Origin of the sequence: Aeromonas rivipollensis, assembly GCF_010974825.1 — a bacterium.
Lineage (GTDB): Bacteria > Pseudomonadota > Gammaproteobacteria > Enterobacterales > Aeromonadaceae > Aeromonas > Aeromonas rivipollensis.
Genome location: NZ_JAAILA010000026.1, coordinates 123,708 through 139,113, shown reverse-complemented (window position 1 = coordinate 139,113; position 15,406 = coordinate 123,708). Strand labels below are relative to the sequence as shown.

General features: G+C 65.5%; 15 protein-coding genes. 8 read left to right on the top strand and 7 right to left on the bottom strand.

Annotation, left to right across the window (positions count from 1 at the left end):
- Positions 1-10 precede the first annotated feature (10 nt).
- Positions 11-2,644 (top strand): phosphoenolpyruvate carboxylase, encoded by a 2,634-nt coding sequence (gene ppc, locus G4923_RS15675; protein WP_111910512.1) that lies wholly within the window; start codon positions 11-13, stop codon positions 2,642-2,644.
- A 78-nt stretch (positions 2,645-2,722) separates the two neighbouring features.
- On the opposite strand, the gene G4923_RS21375 is transcribed toward ppc, so the two are convergent.
- Positions 2,723-4,204, bottom strand: a complete 1,482-nt coding sequence (locus G4923_RS21375; protein WP_163137623.1) for a GGDEF domain-containing protein — start codon at positions 4,202-4,204, stop codon at positions 2,723-2,725.
- A 200-nt stretch (positions 4,205-4,404) separates the two neighbouring features.
- Here G4923_RS21375 and ybaK point away from each other — a divergent pair, with 200 nt between their 5' ends.
- Complete coding sequence (gene ybaK, locus G4923_RS15665; protein WP_106885775.1) at positions 4,405-4,869, top strand: Cys-tRNA(Pro) deacylase; 465 nt, start codon at positions 4,405-4,407, stop codon at positions 4,867-4,869.
- Positions 4,870-4,978: 109 nt separating this feature from the next.
- Here ybaK and G4923_RS15660 read toward each other — a convergent pair whose 3' ends face one another.
- The 3 genes from G4923_RS15660 to G4923_RS15650 are packed head-to-tail and all read right to left on the bottom strand — an operon-like array spanning position 4,979 to position 6,628.
- Entirely contained in the window at positions 4,979-5,704 is a 726-nt protein-coding gene (locus tag G4923_RS15660; RefSeq protein ID WP_163137622.1) for a GNAT family N-acetyltransferase, read from the bottom strand.
- Complete coding sequence (locus G4923_RS15655) at positions 5,694-6,143, bottom strand: rhodanese-like domain-containing protein (RefSeq protein WP_163137621.1); 450 nt, start codon at positions 6,141-6,143, stop codon at positions 5,694-5,696. Before G4923_RS15655 ends, G4923_RS15660 begins: the two co-directional genes overlap by 11 nt.
- A gap of 17 nt (positions 6,144-6,160) precedes the next feature.
- Positions 6,161-6,628, bottom strand: coding sequence for an OsmC family protein (locus tag G4923_RS15650; RefSeq protein WP_163137620.1), 468 nt, complete (start codon positions 6,626-6,628; stop codon positions 6,161-6,163).
- A 142-nt stretch (positions 6,629-6,770) separates the two neighbouring features.
- Here G4923_RS15650 and G4923_RS15645 point away from each other — a divergent pair, with 142 nt between their 5' ends.
- The 4 genes from G4923_RS15645 (at position 6,771) to G4923_RS15630 (ending at position 9,480) form a co-directional block, all read left to right on the top strand.
- Positions 6,771-6,908, top strand: a complete 138-nt coding sequence (locus tag G4923_RS15645) for a hypothetical protein (RefSeq protein WP_163137619.1) — start codon at positions 6,771-6,773, stop codon at positions 6,906-6,908.
- A complete protein-coding gene (locus G4923_RS15640) occupies positions 6,905-7,042 on the top strand; it encodes a hypothetical protein (protein WP_163137618.1) in 138 nt (45 codons plus the stop codon). Before G4923_RS15645 ends, G4923_RS15640 begins: the two co-directional genes overlap by 4 nt.
- Positions 7,039-8,466 carry a MocR-like pyridoxine biosynthesis transcription factor PdxR gene (gene pdxR, locus G4923_RS15635; protein WP_163137617.1) on the top strand — a complete coding sequence of 476 codons (1,428 nt, stop codon included), beginning with the start codon at positions 7,039-7,041 and terminating at the stop codon, positions 8,464-8,466. Before G4923_RS15640 ends, pdxR begins: the two co-directional genes overlap by 4 nt.
- A gap of 102 nt (positions 8,467-8,568) precedes the next feature.
- On the top strand, positions 8,569-9,480 hold the full coding sequence (locus G4923_RS15630; RefSeq protein WP_240455355.1) for a type 2 periplasmic-binding domain-containing protein: 912 nt from the start codon (positions 8,569-8,571) through the stop codon (positions 9,478-9,480).
- A 3-nt stretch (positions 9,481-9,483) separates the two neighbouring features.
- On the opposite strand, the gene G4923_RS15625 is transcribed toward G4923_RS15630, so the two are convergent.
- Entirely contained in the window at positions 9,484-10,368 is an 885-nt protein-coding gene (locus G4923_RS15625; RefSeq protein WP_163137616.1) for a LysR family transcriptional regulator, read from the bottom strand.
- A 125-nt stretch (positions 10,369-10,493) separates the two neighbouring features.
- Here G4923_RS15625 and G4923_RS15620 point away from each other — a divergent pair, with 125 nt between their 5' ends.
- Positions 10,494-10,895: a CidA/LrgA family protein gene (locus G4923_RS15620; RefSeq protein ID WP_106885769.1), complete on the top strand. Its 402-nt coding sequence runs from the start codon at positions 10,494-10,496 to the stop codon at positions 10,893-10,895.
- Positions 10,888-11,577, top strand: coding sequence for an LrgB family protein (locus G4923_RS15615; protein WP_106885768.1), 690 nt, complete (start codon positions 10,888-10,890; stop codon positions 11,575-11,577). Before G4923_RS15620 ends, G4923_RS15615 begins: the two co-directional genes overlap by 8 nt.
- Before the next feature lie 67 nt (positions 11,578-11,644).
- Here the strand turns inward: G4923_RS15615 and G4923_RS15610 are convergent, their stop codons facing one another.
- Together G4923_RS15610 and metB are read right to left on the bottom strand one after the other, a co-directional pair.
- Positions 11,645-14,113 carry a bifunctional aspartate kinase/homoserine dehydrogenase II gene (locus G4923_RS15610; RefSeq protein ID WP_163137615.1) on the bottom strand — a complete coding sequence of 823 codons (2,469 nt, stop codon included), beginning with the start codon at positions 14,111-14,113 and terminating at the stop codon, positions 11,645-11,647.
- On the bottom strand, positions 14,113-15,291 hold the full coding sequence (gene metB / locus G4923_RS15605; protein ID WP_163137614.1) for a cystathionine gamma-synthase: 1,179 nt from the start codon (positions 15,289-15,291) through the stop codon (positions 14,113-14,115). Before metB ends, G4923_RS15610 begins: the two co-directional genes overlap by 1 nt.
- Positions 15,292-15,406 lie beyond the last annotated feature (115 nt).

The following is a 15,406-nucleotide window of genomic DNA, read 5'->3' as shown; positions in this document are numbered from 1 at the left end:
AGGATGTGGAATGAACGAAAAGTACGCCGCACTACGGGCCAACGTAGGCATGTTGGGCCAACTGCTGGGTAAATCCATCAAGGATCATCAGGGTCAAGCCTTCCTCGACAAGATTGAGACCATTCGTCAACTGGCCAAGTCCTCCCGCAAGGGCAACGAGACAGACCGGGAACGCCTGCTCGAGACCCTGCGTACCCTCTCCGATGACGAGCTGCTGCCGGTGGCCCGCGCCTTCAGCCAGTTCCTCAATCTGGCCAACGTGGCGGAGCAGTTCCACACCATCTCCCGCCGCTGCGAAGAGCAGGAGTGCACGCCGGATCCCCTGGAGCAGATGTTCGCCAAGCTCAAGGCGTCCAACCTCTCCCAGGAGGCCATCATCCAGGCGGTGCGCGAGCTGGACATCGATCTGGTACTGACCGCCCACCCCACAGAGGTGACCCGTCGTACCCTGATCCACAAGCACGTCCAGCTCAACGACTGCCTGGAAGCGCTGGAGCTGTCCGATCTGCTGCCCCGCGAGCGGGACAAGATCCTCAATCGCATCGAACAGCTGGTCAATCAGGCCTGGCACACCAACGAGATCCGCGAACAGCGCCCGACCCCGGTGGACGAAGCCAAGTGGGGCTTCGCCGTGGTGGAGAACAGCCTGTGGCCGGCCATTCCCGAATTCATGCGCAATCTGGACGAGCGGCTGCAACACCACCTGGGTGTGCGCCTGCCGCTGGATGCCGCGCCGGTCAAGTTCACCTCCTGGATGGGCGGTGACCGCGATGGCAACCCCTTCGTCACCGCCAAGGTGACCGCCGAGGTGCTGGAGCTGGGCCGCTGGATGGCGGTCAACCTCTTCTACAAGGACATCAAGGAGCTCACCTCTGAGCTCTCCATGGCCGACTGTACCGAGGCCCTGCGCGCCCGGGTCGGTGACAACCCCGAGCCCTACCGCGCCCTGGTGCGCGAGCTGCGCGAAGCGCTGCGCGAGACCCAGGAGTTCCTCACCGCCAAGGTGCAGGGTCAGGCGAGCGAGAGCCGCGATCTCATCAAGACCACGGCCCAGCTGCGCGAGCCGCTGGAGCTCTGCTATCACTCCCTGCACGCCTGCGGCATGGGCAACATAGCCGACGGCATGCTGCTGGACGTGCTGCGCAAGCTGGCCTGCTTCGGCATCCATCTGGTCAAGCTGGACATCCGCCAGGACGGCGAGCGTCACGGTCAGGTCTTCTCCGAGCTGACCCGCTACCTCGGCATGGGCGACTACGCCGAGTGGAGCGAGGACGACAAGCAGGCCTTCCTGCTCAACGAACTGAACTCCCGCCGCCCGCTGATCCCCACCGACTGGGCGCCGAGCGACGAGACCCGCGAGACCATAGACACCTGCCGGGTGATCGCCGGTCACGACCCGGATGCGTTCGGCATCTACATCATCTCCATGGCCGGCGCCCCCTCGGACGTGCTGGCGGTACAGCTGTTGCTGAAGGAAGCAGGCTGCAAGTTCCGCATGCCGGTCGCACCGTTGTTCGAGACCCAGGAAGATCTGATGGCGGGCACCGCCGTGATGGATCGCCTGCTGTCGGTGGACTGGTATCGCGGCTACATCCAGGGTCGCCAGTACGTGATGATCGGCTACTCGGATTCCGCCAAGGATGCGGGCATGATGGCCGCCGGCTGGGCCCAGTACGCCGCCATGGAATCCCTGGTGGGGCTGGCTGAGGCCAACAACATCCGCCTCACCCTGTTCCATGGCCGTGGTGGCACCGTCGGTCGCGGCGGCGCCCCCGCCCATCAGGCGATCCTGTCCCAACCGCCGGGATCCCTGCGCGGTGGTCTGCGGGTCACCGAACAGGGGGAGATGATCCGCTTCAAGTTCGGTCTGCCCAAGGTCGCCATCCACAGCCTGAACCTCTACACCAGCGCCGTGCTGGAGGGGAACCTGCTACCGCCGCCCAAGCCCAAGGAGTGCTGGCGCGCCGTGATGGAGCAGCTGGCCACCGTCTCCTGCGATCACTACCGCAGCATAGTGCGCGGTCATCCTGATTTCGTGCCCTACTTCCGCGCCGCCACTCCGGAGATGGAACTCGGCAAGCTGCCCCTCGGTTCCCGTCCCGCCAAGCGCAAGCCCAACGGCGGCGTCGAGAGCCTGCGCGCCATTCCCTGGATCTTCGCCTGGACCCAGAACCGGCTGATGCTGCCAGCCTGGCTCGGTGCCCACAAGGGCCTGCAGCAGGCCATAGATGACGGCCAGAAGAGCGTGCTGGACGAGATGAGCCGCCAGTGGCCCTTCTTCCGCACCCGCCTCGAGATGCTGGAGATGGTGTTCCTCAAGGCCGACCTCTGGCTGGCGGAGTACTACGACACCCGTCTGGTGCCGCAAGAGCTGTGGGCCCTCGGCAAGCAGCTGCGTCAGGAGCTTGCCGACTCCATCCAGGTGGTGCTAGAGCTGCGCCCGCAGGGTGACCTGCTGGACGACCAGCCCTGGATCAAGGAGTCCATCAAGCTGCGCAACCCCTACACAGACCCGCTCAACGTGCTGCAGGTCGAGCTGCTTGGTCGCTCGCGCAAGAACCCTGAGACCCTGCACCCCGAGCTGGATCAGGCGCTGATGGTCACCATAGCCGGCATAGCAGCCGGCATGCGCAACACGGGTTGATGGCCGGGCTATCCAGCTTCACTTCCTGACATAAAAGGGCGCCTATATGGCGCCCTTTCTATTTTGGCTATCCAGCCCCTAGGCAATACGGTTGCGTCCCTGGCGCTTGGCCTCGTAGAGGCGCTGATCCACGCACAGCAGCCAGTCATCCATGCAGCGGTAGCCCATCTGATAGGGGGTGAGGCCCACGCTGATGGTGACGGCTATTGGCTGGTGCTGATGCAAGAAGGGGTGCAGCTCTATCTGCTGGCGGGTGCGATCCATGATGGCGCGGGCCTCCTCCTGAGTGGTGCCGCGCAGCAGCATGATGAACTCCTCCCCGCCGAACCTCGCCACCAGATCCTGGCTGCGCACCGCCTGCATCAGCAGACGGGCCAGCTCCTCGAGCACGGCATCCCCGGCAAGGTGGCCATGCTCATCGTTGATCTGCTTGAAGAAATCGATGTCGATCAGGGCCAGGCAACAGGCTTCCCCCTCGGCAGGATGGCGCTGGATGTGCTCGAGCAGCACATTGGCCTGACTGAAGAAGCTGCTGCGGTTGGGCAGCTTGGTGAGAAAGTCGTGTTCGGCGTTGAAGCGCAGCACCCGCTCCATGTGGCTGCGTTCGTCCTCCAGATTGCGGGCGTGGATCAGGGTGCCCAGGGCAGTGGTGAGCGGCTCCAGCAAGCTCACCAGGGTTTCGTCGAAGCCGCCCGGGCGGTTGGCCAGGGCTATCATGCCGATGGCTTCCCCCTTGTGGCGTATGGGGATGCCGAGAAAGCTGTCCAGATGGGGATGACCCCGGGGAGAGACGCCGCGACTCGCCGGATGACTCGGCAGATCGTTGCAGCACACCAGGGTGTTGTGAGTGACCACGTGGCCGAACAGGTTGTCGAGCTTGTTGAAGATGAGCCCCCCTCTGCTCTGGCGTTGCTGCTCGTACCAGGCGTGGGTGGCCTGATCCCAGGAGATGTTGGAGATGGAGGGGATGTAGAGGCTGGGACGCTCGTCTTCGTACTGGATGATGCCGATGAAGCCATAGGCGCTCTGGCTCACGCTCAGCAGCCGCTCGAAGACGGTGTCGCAGGCGGAGCCGAGATTGCGATCGAGCAGAAAGCTCTGGTGGGCGGCCACCACTATGTCGAACAACTGACTCTGCTGCTCGACGCGCTGCTCCGCCAGCACTTCGGGGGTGATGTCATGGGCCAGCTTGATCACCCCGAGCAGGGTCCCCGCCTCGTTGGTGATGGGCATGTAGGTGGCGTGGATCCAGACACTGCCGCCCCCGCGCATGATGCGGCGAAACGACCCAGAGCGGATCTCGCCGCTGAGCACCCCCTGCCAGAAGCTATCGTGCTCCTCCTGCTGCTCGGGGGGAAGCAGCAACAGGTGAGACTGACCTATCAGCTCCTCGGAGGCATAGCCGAGGAGGTCGCAGAACAACCCATTGACCGACACCATGCGGCCATCGAGATCGAACTCGGCTATGCCATAGGCTCGGTCCAGGGCGGTCAGCCGGGCAAGGGCGTCATAGCGCCCCAGGGTGCCCATGTCGATGAAGCTGTTTACCGGGGTATTCATGGCCAGGATTCCTTTCGATCGCCAACACCTGCTCACAGCCAGTATAGGCAGGGGGAGAGACAGCCCTAGATCATAGGTGTGAGGCGGCCGTTTCGCGAATATGGGTCACCCCCAAGATGAGCACCACCGAGGACGGCCACTTGCCATGCCCGCCGCCCGGGCGCAGACTGTCTGGCCTTGTTTCGGCCCGAGGAGACCCCATGACACCTGCCATCAACCTGCTGAAGAAGCTCAAGATCCCCCACAAGCTCTACCCCTACGAGTGCGAGGCCCACGACGATTTCGGCAAGCATGCCGCGACCCAGCTCGGCCTGCCCCAGGCTCAGGTGTTCAAGACCCTGCTGGCCCACCACGACAAGCAGGCGGTGGTCGCCATAGTCCCCTCCTCCGGCATGTGCAGCCTCAAGCAGCTCGCCAAGGCCACCGGGCTCAAGAAGGTGGAGATGATGAAACCGGCCGAGGCCGAGAAGCTGACCGGCTACAAGGTGGGGGGCATAAGCCCGCTGGCCCAGAAGAAGCTGCTGCCGACAGTGCTGGACGACTCCGCCATGGCGTTTGACGAGATACTGGTGAGCGGCGGCAAACGCGGCCTCTCGGTCGGGGTGGCGCCACAAGACATGCTGACCCTGCTGAAGTGGATCGCCGCGCCCATCGGTGAACACTAAGGGACGAGCACCATGAATAAGGCCACTCGTTAAGCAAGATCCAGCATGAGAGAGGCCCCGCAATCGGGGCCTCTCTCGTTTTGCCAGTCAGGCCCAAGGGAGCACAGGCTTATGGCGTCATCCGGCAGGCGGCGGTCAGCTCGGAGAGCCGCAGCCGCTGGCGCCCCTGTTCGTCGAAGTTGGCATCCGCCAGCCAGCGCTCGAAACAGCCCTTCAGGGCGGGCCACTCGCCGTTTATCACAGAGAACCAGGCGGTATCCCGGCTGTGCCCCTTGTCCACCCGGGCCTGGCGGAAAGTCCCCTCATAACAAAAGCCAAGGCGCAGCGCCGCCTGCCAGGAGGGCCGATTCAGGGCATTGCACTTCCACTCGTAGCGGCGATAGCCCAGGGCGAAGGCATTGGCCATCATCAGCGCCATGGCCGCCGTCGCCAGCCGCGACTGCTGCAGGGCTGGCGAAAAGTGCAGCCAGCCCACCTCCACGCTGCCCGCGGCAGGGTCGATGCGCAGGTAGCTGGCGAGCCCCAGCGCCCGGCCGCTCCCCTCATCGACAATGGCATAGAACTGGGGATCGACCCTGGCGGCGACTCCTCGCAGCCAGGCCAGCATGGCCGCCTCATCCGCGAAGGGGCCGCTGGTGAGATAGGTCCACATGGCCCCACTGTCGGCACTGAAGGCCTGCCACAGGCTGCCGCCGTGGTGCTCGGGATCGAGCGGTTCGAGACGACAGCCCCAGCCCCTCAGCACCCGATGAGGGGGAAACTCGGCGCCACGCCAGTCGGGCAGAGACTCGCCCAGGGGCTGGCCATGGTCGTTGAAGACGGGGTCAGCAGGCACAGGCGATCCCCCCTTCCAGCAACACACCGGCCTCGCTGCCGGTGGCGACGGCGAAGCCGTCCTGACGCCACCAGTGCAGACCGCCGATCAGCTCCTTGACCCTGAAGCCCAGGGCCGCCAGCTTGTAGGCCCCCTGGGTCGAGCCGTTGCAGCCGATGCCATCGCAGTAGCAGACATAGACCTTGTCCCGCGACAGCCCCTGCGTGGTCGCCGGGCTCATGATGCTATGGGGGAAGGAGATGGCACCGGGAATATGAGCCTCGGTGTAGTGCGCGGGTGAGCGGGTGTCGATGACCACTATGCTGCCCCCCTCAGCCGCCTCCCCGGCCAGCAGATCGGCGGCGAGATCCGCCGGATCGGTACGAAACTTCAACTGGGCCTCGAAGAAGGCGCTGGCCTCCAGCGGGCTCGCGACCCCGGTACTCGATACATGACTCATCCTGAACCTCCTTGTGATTAGAGCGTTATCTCTGTGGTGACGACTGTGTTGACCGAGTTGGCGATGAAGCACTCCTCGTGGGCCTGGTGGTGCAGCCGCTCCAGCGCGGCGAGGTCGGGCTGGCGCTCGCCGCCAAACCGCACCCTGGGGCGCAGGGTGACCCTGGTGATGGACTGGCGGCCCCGCTCGTTTCTCTCCATGAAGCCGACCGCCTCATCCCGGTAGCTCTCCACCAGATAACCCGCCCTGGCGACCAGCCAGAGGAAGGTCAGCATGTGACAGCTGGAGAGGGATGCGACGAAGGCCTCCTCCGGATCGACATTCTCCGCCACCGAAAAGGGCAAGGGCACCACCTGGGGGGAGGAGGAGGCGGGCACCCTGACTCCGCCGTCAAACGCCCACTCATGGGCCCGGCTGTAGCGCTGATCGACGAAGGGCTCGCTGGCCCCTCGCTGCCAGCTGATGGTGGCGCTGTATTCCGACATGCAGACTCCTTCTGTGACCAATGTGTGTTGCCAATGGGATTGCTTCACTGCCTTGTCCACCAATGTAGCGACAAAATGGCCTTGCCACGCCGACCAATTTTGCCAATATGGGCAGACCAATCTATCCGCAACGGGAAGTGCCATGACAGTACTGCCGACCCTCTTTGCCGACCAGCAACAAAACGATCTTCCCCTGCACGAACAGCTGGTGCGCACCCTGCGGGAGGCCATGTCCGGATGGGGGGGCCATCTGCCCCAGCCCAGCGGAGGCCAGTCATGACTGTCCTGCCGACCCTCTTTGCCGACCAGCAACAAAACGATCTTCCCCTGCACGAACAGCTGGTGCGCACCCTGCGGGAGGCCATGTCCGGATGGGGGGGCCACCTGCCCCCGCCCAGCGGAGGCCAATCATGACTGTCCTGCCGACCCTCTTTGCCAATCAACAACACGGCGAGCTGCCGCTCCATGAACAGCTGGTGCGCACCCTGCGGGAAGCCATACTGGCGGGCCATCTGCCGCTGCACGGCAGGCTGCCGGCCAGCCGCATGCTGGCCCGGGATCTCGGCGTCTCCCGCAGCACAGTGGAGCTGGCCTATGGCCGGCTGGAGGCGGAGGGGTATCTGGTGCGCAAGGTGGGGGCCGGCAGCTTCGTCGCCCTGGCGGCGGTGCGCCCTGCGCCTCGCCCTCCCCAGTCGGCGGCGGGGCTCTCTCGCCGTGGTCAGGAGATGGCGCAAGGGGGGGCCTGCCACGAGGTGCCCGAGGTGGGCTGCTCCTTTGCCTCCAGCCAGCCGGATCCCCGCCTCTTTCCCCAGGCACTCTGGGGTCGCCTGATGCAGCAGCAGTGGCGCCAGGGTGCCAACGACTGGATGAATTACGGGGATCCCCAGGGGTTGGGGGAGCTTCGCGCCGCCATCAGCAGCTACCTGGTGCAGTCGCGGGGCGTGGTGTGCGAGCCGGAGCAGATCCTGATCCTCACCAGCTCCCAGCAGGGCATATTGCTGGCGACCCAGCTGCTCATCGATGCCGGTGACACCGTCTGGGTGGAAGATCCGGGTTATCCCGGCGCCCGTACCGCCATGGAGAGCGCCGGCGCCCGCATCCATCCGGTGCCGGTGGACGAGGAGGGGCTCAACCCTGCCGGTGAACACCCCAGTCCCAGGCTCATCTACTGCACCCCGGCCCACCAGTACCCCCTGGGCGTGCCCATGAGCCTGCCGCGCCGCATGGCACTGCTGGCGGAGGCCGAGCGGCGCGGGGCCTGGATCCTGGAGGACGACTACGACGGGGAGTACCAGTACGATCAGCGGCCGCTCCCCGCCCTGCAGGGGCTGGATGGCCAGGGGCGCGTCCTCTATGTGGGGACCTTCAGCAAGGTGCTGTTTGGTTCCTTGCGTCTCGCCTACCTGGTCTTGCCACGCCCCCTGATGGAGGCCTTCAGCCGAGCCCGCGCCGCCGTCGATGGCCACAGCAACCAGTTGCAGCAGGCGGTCACCGCGGACTTCATCCGCGCCGGGCACTTCGCCACCCACCTGCGCCAGAGCCGCCTCGTCTACCAGAGCCGGCGGGATCTGCTGCTGGCCGAGCTGGCCGAGCACTGCCCCCAGCTCACCCCCATCCACAGCGGCGCCGGGCTGCAGTGCGCCGTGCTGCTTCCCGCCGGGGGCGAGGCCCGCTGGACCGAGGCGGCCAACGCCCGGGGGTTGGGGCTGCGCCCCCTGCACCAGTATCACCTCGCCCCTCCTACCCGGGAGGGCTGGCTGCTAGGCTTCGGCTGCCTCGACAACCAGACCCTGCGCCAGCTGTGTCGCCAGCTGGGCGCGCTGATGGAAACCGTCTGAGACCAGACCCAGAGGTCAGAGGAGCCGGGGGCCATTAGCGCTGTGTCGCCGGTGGGGCACCGAACTATAATGGGCACAATCCCGTTGTAGAACCCGGCCAAGATGTATCGACTCCTGCTCCTGCTCCTCACGCTCTCCCTCTCCTCCTCCCCGATGGCGGCCACCCGATTTACCCTGCTCAGCCCGGAAAACGAACAGGATGCCCGCATGGACTACTACCGGGAGGCGATGCGGCTGGCGCTGGAGAAGACCCGCCAGCAATATGGCGACTACGAGCTGCGTGACTCCCTCAAGATGAACAAGGCGCGGATGCGGCTCGAGGTGCAAAAACCGGGCAACAGTGCACTCTTCATCGTCGACAGCTGGCCCCAGAAGACGCCTCACCCCGAGGTCAGTCTGATCCCCTTCCCCATCGATCTCGGCATTCTCGGTTACCGGGTCTGCTTCGTCGGTGCCGACCGTGCGGATGACCTGGCCGGAGTCCGTACCCTGGCCCAGCTTCAGGCGTTCAGTCAGGGGAGTGGCAAGGGGTGGCAGGACGCCGACATCCTGCGCCACAACGGCTTCCAGGTGCAGGAGGTGGACAACTACGAGTCGCTGTTTCGCATGGTGGCCCGTGGCAGGGTCGATCTTTTCTGTCGCGGCGCCAACGAGATACTGGCGGAGTGGGAGACTCACCACCCCAGGCTGCCGACCCTCACCGTCGATCCCCATGTGGCCCTCTTCTACCCGCTGATCCACGCCTTCTACAGCCATGCCACCTACCACAAGGAGCGCGAGCGCATCCAGCTCGGCCTGCGGCTGGCCTGGCAGGACGGTTCCCTCAAGCGGCTCTGGCGCCAGCACTTCCAACCCTCCCTGGCGTTCACCCAACTGGCCTCGCGCCAGCTGTTCAGGCTGAGCAACCCCCAGCTGCCCGGCAAGGGGAGCGACTACAGCTCCTATCTCTATGATCCGGCCCGGGATGCCTTCGGCATGCCTCCCCACGACAAGGCGGACAGGGTCGGCAAGTAGCGTCTAGCCCCGCGCCCCCTGCTCGCGACACAGGGCGAGCCAGGCCTCGGCGGTGCGGGAGAGGTAGCGTTGGCTCGGCCAGATCACCCCGAGTCGCCAGCTCAATTCGGGCAGCAGGGGGCGCAGCACCAGGCCGTCCGGGGTCAGCCGCCGGCAGATGGGCTCGGGCAGGAAGGCGACCCCCATGCCGCTGCGCACCATGGCGGTGAGAAAATCCCACTGGCTGCTGCGCGCCGCCACCTGGGGCACGAAACCCGCCTGCTGGCAGGCCTGCTCCAGCCGCTCGCTCAGGGTGAAGGCCTGGGTGTAGAGCAGGAAGGGCTCCTCCTGCAGCTCCGCCAGCCGGATCTCGCTGCCCCCGCGCCAGCGCGGCAGGTCCGGCAGCACCACCTGAATGGGATAGCAGTCCAGCTCCAGGGCGCTCAGTACCCCCTCTTCCTTGGTCGGCAGCATGGTGATGGCGAGATCCAGCTCCCCCTCCAGCACCGCCTGCTCGATGCGGCGCCCGCCGTACTCCACTATGGAGAGCTCCACCTTGGGGTAGCGGCTGCGGTAGGCGCGGATGAGATCCGCATAGACGTGGCCCACCATGGGGGGGATGCCCAGCGCCAGGCGCCCGTGCTGCAGGCTCTGCAGATCCGCGAGCTCAGCCTCCAGCTGCTGCATCTGGGCCAGGATCAGCTGGCCACGGGCAAACAGCACCTGGCCGCTGTCGGTCAGGGTGAAGCTGTGCCCCTCCCGATTGAGCAGGGGCTGGCCCAACTCCTCCTCCATGCTGCGGATCATCTTGCTGATGGTGGGCTGGGTGACGAACAGCTTCTCGGAGGCGCGGGTAAAGCTCTTCTCCCGCACCAGTTCGACAAAGTAACGCAGGGCTCGGATATCCATGGGACGCTCGTCTGGGGTGATTGCCAAATAATGCCAATTTGGCATATTTTTCATAATTTAAATTCATTTTTTGCAGGTTTGGCCCCCGCTTATACTGTGACCAAGTTCACAGAAAGATGCCCATCATGAAAGCCTTCTGCCTTCGCTGGTTGCAAACCCCCTTCCAAATCGCCCTGCTGGCCGCCATCTGGCTGCTGGCCGACACAGCGGTACGCACCTTCCACCTGCCCCTGCCCGCCAACCTCACCGGCATGTTGCTGCTGCTCATCTGCATCCTGCTCGGGGTGGTCAAGGCCCAGTGGTTCAGCGCCGGGGCACGCTGGCTGTTGGCGGAGATGCTGCTGTTCTTCGTGCCCGCCGTGGTGGCCGTGGTCAACTATCAGGATCTGCTGCTGCAGGAGGGGTGGCGCATCATGGTGGTGCTGGTGACAAGCACTGTGCTGGTGCTCGGCACCACGGCCCTGGTGGTGGACAGGGTCTATCGCCTGGAGCTGAAGCTGGCCCGCCGGAGTCGCCGCCATGTCTGACACCCTGCTCGGCCTGCTCTGCTTCGCCCTCACCCTGCTGTTCTACTACGCCAGCAAGTGGCTCTATGGCAAGAAGCGCATACTGCCGCTGATGCCGCTGCTGCTGGCCCCCACCCTGCTGGTGGCGGTGGTGATGCTGTTCCACATCCCCTATCAGGACTACATGGCCGAATCCCACTGGCTGCTCTGGCTGCTGGGCCCGGCCACCGTCGCCTTCGCGGTGCCCGTCTACGAGAACCGCGCGCTGATGCGCCGCCACTGGCTCTCCCTGTCGGTGGGGGTATTTGCCTCAGTGCTCATGGCGGTGGGCAGCACTGTGCTGCTGGCGCGCTGGCTGAACCTCTCAGAGCTGCTGCAGCGCAGCATGGCCATGAGATCCATCACCACACCCTTCGCGGTGGAGGCGACCCGCTCTGTGGGTGGCAACGCCGATCTCACCGCCCTGTTCGTGGTGCTGACCGGGGTGATCGGCATGGCGGTTGGGGAGAGCGTGCTGACGGTACTCGCCATCCGCAGCCGCCTCGGCAAGGGGGCGGGTTTTGGCGCCTCGGCCCACGGGGCGGGCACGGCCCGAGCCTATCAGATGGGCAACGAGGAGGGGGTGGTCTCCAGCATGGTGATGATGATAGCCGGCATGGCCACAGTGCTGCTCGCCCCCCTGCTGGGCAAGCTGTTCTGGTAAGGCATTGTGACCACCAACGAGAAGAGGCGCCCAAGGGCGCCTCTTCTTTGTGTCATCCACCAGGCTCTTAGAGGCTGGCGCAGATCTGCCAGAGATCATACTGGATGGCGGCTGCGGTCACCTCGCGGCCAGCCCCCGGCCCCTGAATGACCAGGGGGTTGGTGCGATAGCTGTCGCTCTCGATGGCGAACACATTGTCACAGGGCAAGAGGTTTGCGAACGGATGGTGGGGCTCCAGGGTCTCCAGCCCGACCCGCGCCTTGCCGTCGTGCTCGAAGCGGGCGACGTAGCGCAGCACCTTGCCGACCCGACGTGCCCCCTCGAACGCGGTCTGGATGGGATCATCCAGATCTTTCAGCCTGTCCATGAACTGATCCGTGCTCACCTTGCGCAGGGAGACGGGCACCAGGTTCTCCAGCTCGATGTCGGCGGAGTCGAGCTCGAAGCCCGCCTCCCGCGCCAGAATGAGCAGCTTCCTGCGCACGTCCTGGCCGGAGAGATCCTCGCGAGGATCCGGCTCGGTCAGGCCGTGCTGCCAAGCCTCGTCCACCAGCTCGGAGAAGGGGCGCGTGCCGTCATACTGCTGGAACAGCCAGGAGAGGGTGCCGGAGAAGATGCCGGAGACCCCCTGGATGCGATCGCCGCTCTGGCGCAGCATCTGGATGCTGGACTGGATGGGCAGCCCGGCCCCCACTGTGGCGTTGTAGCGCCACTGCACCTGGTGATCGCGGCAGCTCTGCTTGATGCGTTGGTAGAACTCGCTGTCGGCGGCACCGGCAAACTTGTTGGCCGCTATGATGTGGATGCCGAGCTGGGCGAAGTCCGGGTAGTAGCGACTCACCGTCTCGCTGGCGGTCATGTCCAGCGCAATCAGCGCATCGAAGCCGTGCTGCTCCAGCTGACCCAGCAGCTCCGGCCAGATCAGCGGCCTGGGATTGAAGTTGTCGCGCACCTTGAGGGGATCCAGCCCCTCCTCGTCCAGCAGGCCCCCTTCCGAGCTGAACACCCCGTAGAGGGTGAGCGCCATATTGAGCTCGTGCTCGAGCCGGGCCTTCTCGCGGGCGTAGAGCGCCAGCCAGTGACCGCCGATATTGCCCTTGCCGAACACCACCAGACCGACCCGGGTCGGGCGGCTGAACAGGGCGCTGTGCAGGGCGATGAGCAGGGGCTCCAGCACCACCTGGCGCACCACGGCCACCAGACTCAGGCCGTCTCTGGCCACCTGGACGAACTCCAGGGGCTGATCCGCCAGCAGCTGATAGAAGCGGTGACACTGCTCGGCGTTGTCGGTCACGCCAGCCCCCACCAGGGCCACCAGGCTGAATCCCTCTTTCTGGATGAGACCGGTGAAGCTGCCCTGCAGCTGGAAGTCGCGCAGTATCTCGAACGCCCCTTCCGCCACTTCCAGGGTGTAGGCCAGGCGCAGCACCCGCCGATCCGGCTGACGCTGCAGGGTGAGCGGGTTGAGGCGATGACGGGCCAGATGGGCCTCGATGGCGGCCACCGTCTGCTCATAACCAGTCTGAGGCAGCACCTTGAGTTCGATGAGGGCTATCTGATCTACCGAGGAGACGATGCGCGCCCCGCCGGAGCGCGGTGCCCGGCGCAGTATGTGGGTGCAGCCCTCGTCCGGGTTGTAGCTGCAGCGCAGGGTGAGGCGCTGGCGGCTGTCGGCCACGGGTTGCAGGGTACGGGAATGGAGCACGGAGGAGCCGAGGCGGGCCAGCTCGTTGGCCTCCGCCAGACTCAGGCGCTCCAGCAGGCGCGCCTCCTTCACCCGGCGAGGATCGGCGCTGTAGACACCGGCCACGTCGCTCCAGATGGTGGTGGACTCCCCGTCCGCCAGGGCAGCCAAGAGGCTGGCGCTGTAGTCGGAGCCGTTGCGGCCGAGCAGCAGGGAGCGCCCCTCCATGTCGGCGGCGATGAAGCCGGTCACCACTATGCGGCCGGGGTGCTCCGCCAGACGCGCCTTGAGCAGCTCGCCGGAGATGGCGGCATCCACCTTGACCAGGGCGCCATCCTCGGCGCGCAGGAAGCTGCGGGCGTCGAGCCAGATGGCCTTGTCGCCACGGCTGGTGAGCAGGGCGGCCAGCAGGCGCGCCGACCACACCTCGCCAAAGGCCAGCAGGCCGTTGCGCTCGAAGCGATCAAACTGCCCTTCCAGGGTCTTGGCGATCTGCTGCATGTCGTCGGTCAGCTGCTGGCTCAAGTCGAGCAGCAACTCCCCCTCCAGCAGGCCGTCGATCAGGCTCTGCTGGTAGGCGTGCAGGGCAGTGATGGCTTCGCCTGCGGCCTCGTCACCCGCCTCGGCCAGCTCCACCAGCTGGATCAACCGGTTGGTGGTCTTGCCGGCGGCGGAGACCACCACCAGCTCTCTGCCCCCGCCCTGCTGCTCGGCCTGTTGTTCGAGAATGCTGGCGACCCGGCGATAGCAGACAGGATCCGCCAGACTGCTGCCGCCAAACTTGTGCACATGACGCCGCTTCAAGGCTCTCTCTGCCGCCACCGCACTCTCTCCTTGTTGTTGCTGTTCCATTACTTCACCTGTTCTGCCTGTTGTGCCAACTGCGCCTGTTCAAAGCCTTGAGCCAGATCGGCCACCAGGTCTTCACCGTGTTCTATGCCCACAGAGAGGCGTAGCAACTGGGCGCTGATGCCCGCCGCCTGCTGCGCCGCCGGAGTCATGGCTCTGTGGGTCATGCTGGCCGGATGGGCCACCAGACTCTCCACCCCGCCGAGGGACTCCGCCACCGAGAACAGCCGCAGCGCCGCGAGGAAGGCACGCAGCCCCGTCTCGTTGCAATCGAGTTCAAAACTTAGCATGGCGCCGAAGCCGGACTGTTGACGGCGCGCAATCTCGTGACCCGGGTGGCTTGGCAGGCTGGGGTGATAGATTTTTTTGACCAGCGGCTGCTGCTGCAGGAAGGCGAGGATCCTGTCCGTGTTCTCCTGATGGGCACGCAGGCGCGGCGCCAGGGTGCGCAGGCCACGCAGGGTGAGGTAGGAGTCGAAGGCGCCGGAGGTGAGCCCCAGACAGTTGGCCCACCACACCAGGGACTCGGCCAGTGCCTGGTCCTTGGCGATCGCGACCCCGCCCACCACGTCGGAGTGGCCGTTGATGTACTTGGTGGTGGAGTGCACCACCACGTCCGCACCCAGCGAGAGCGGCTGTTGCAGCAGCGGGGAGAGGAAGGTGTTGTCCACCACCACCTTGGCACCCACCTCATGGGAGGCGGCGGCGATGGCGGCCACGTCCACCACCCTCAGCAGGGGGTTGGAGGGGGTCTCTACCCACACCAGGGCCGGTTGCTGCGCCAGGGCCTCGGCGAGCGCGGCTTCATCCCCCTGATCGACGAACTGCACCCTGTAGTGGCCCTTGGCCGCCAGATACTCGAACAGCCGCCAGGTACCGCCGTAGCAGTCGTGGGGGGCGATCAGCAGATCCCCCGCCTTGAGCAGGGCCGTGGTCACCAGATGGACGGCTCCCATGCCGGTGCCGGTCACCACGGCGCCGGCGCCCCCTTCCAGGGCCGCCAGCGCGTCCGCCAGATTGGTGCGGGTCGGGTTGCCTGAGCGGGCATAATCGTATTGACGGGGCTCGCCAAAGTCGGCAAAGGTGTAGTTGCTGGAGAGGTAGATGGGGGGCACCACGGCACCGTGCTGTGTGTCTGTCTCAATCCCGGTGCGTACCGCCAGGGTGGCCTTATGACTCATGATGCTCTCCTTGGCGCTGTGACTGTGCAGTTGATCTGTCTCTATGTCCGATACAACGTACCGCCAGGGTGGCCTTGTGGGTCATTTCCGCTCTCCTTGAAGTGTATCTGGACGA

Coding starts and splice junctions, on each gene's coding strand:
- G4923_RS15630 (WP_240455355.1), top strand. CDS start 8,569: ATGTATCGACTCCTGCTCCTGCTCCTCACGCTCTCCCTCTCCTCCTCC.
- metB (WP_163137614.1), bottom strand. CDS start 15,291: ATGAGTCATAAGGCCACCCTGGCGGTACGCACCGGGATTGAGACAGAC.
- pdxR (WP_163137617.1), top strand. CDS start 7,039: ATGACTGTCCTGCCGACCCTCTTTGCCAATCAACAACACGGCGAGCTG.
- G4923_RS15650 (WP_163137620.1), bottom strand. CDS start 6,628: ATGTCGGAATACAGCGCCACCATCAGCTGGCAGCGAGGGGCCAGCGAG.
- G4923_RS15625 (WP_163137616.1), bottom strand. CDS start 10,368: ATGGATATCCGAGCCCTGCGTTACTTTGTCGAACTGGTGCGGGAGAAG.
- G4923_RS15620 (WP_106885769.1), top strand. CDS start 10,494: ATGAAAGCCTTCTGCCTTCGCTGGTTGCAAACCCCCTTCCAAATCGCC.
- G4923_RS15655 (WP_163137621.1), bottom strand. CDS start 6,143: ATGAGTCATGTATCGAGTACCGGGGTCGCGAGCCCGCTGGAGGCCAGC.
- G4923_RS21375 (WP_163137623.1), bottom strand. CDS start 4,204: ATGAATACCCCGGTAAACAGCTTCATCGACATGGGCACCCTGGGGCGC.
- ybaK (WP_106885775.1), top strand. CDS start 4,405: ATGACACCTGCCATCAACCTGCTGAAGAAGCTCAAGATCCCCCACAAG.
- G4923_RS15610 (WP_163137615.1), bottom strand. CDS start 14,113: ATGGAACAGCAACAACAAGGAGAGAGTGCGGTGGCGGCAGAGAGAGCC.
- G4923_RS15645 (WP_163137619.1), top strand. CDS start 6,771: ATGACAGTACTGCCGACCCTCTTTGCCGACCAGCAACAAAACGATCTT.
- G4923_RS15615 (WP_106885768.1), top strand. CDS start 10,888: ATGTCTGACACCCTGCTCGGCCTGCTCTGCTTCGCCCTCACCCTGCTG.
- ppc (WP_111910512.1), top strand. CDS start 11: ATGAACGAAAAGTACGCCGCACTACGGGCCAACGTAGGCATGTTGGGC.
- G4923_RS15640 (WP_163137618.1), top strand. CDS start 6,905: ATGACTGTCCTGCCGACCCTCTTTGCCGACCAGCAACAAAACGATCTT.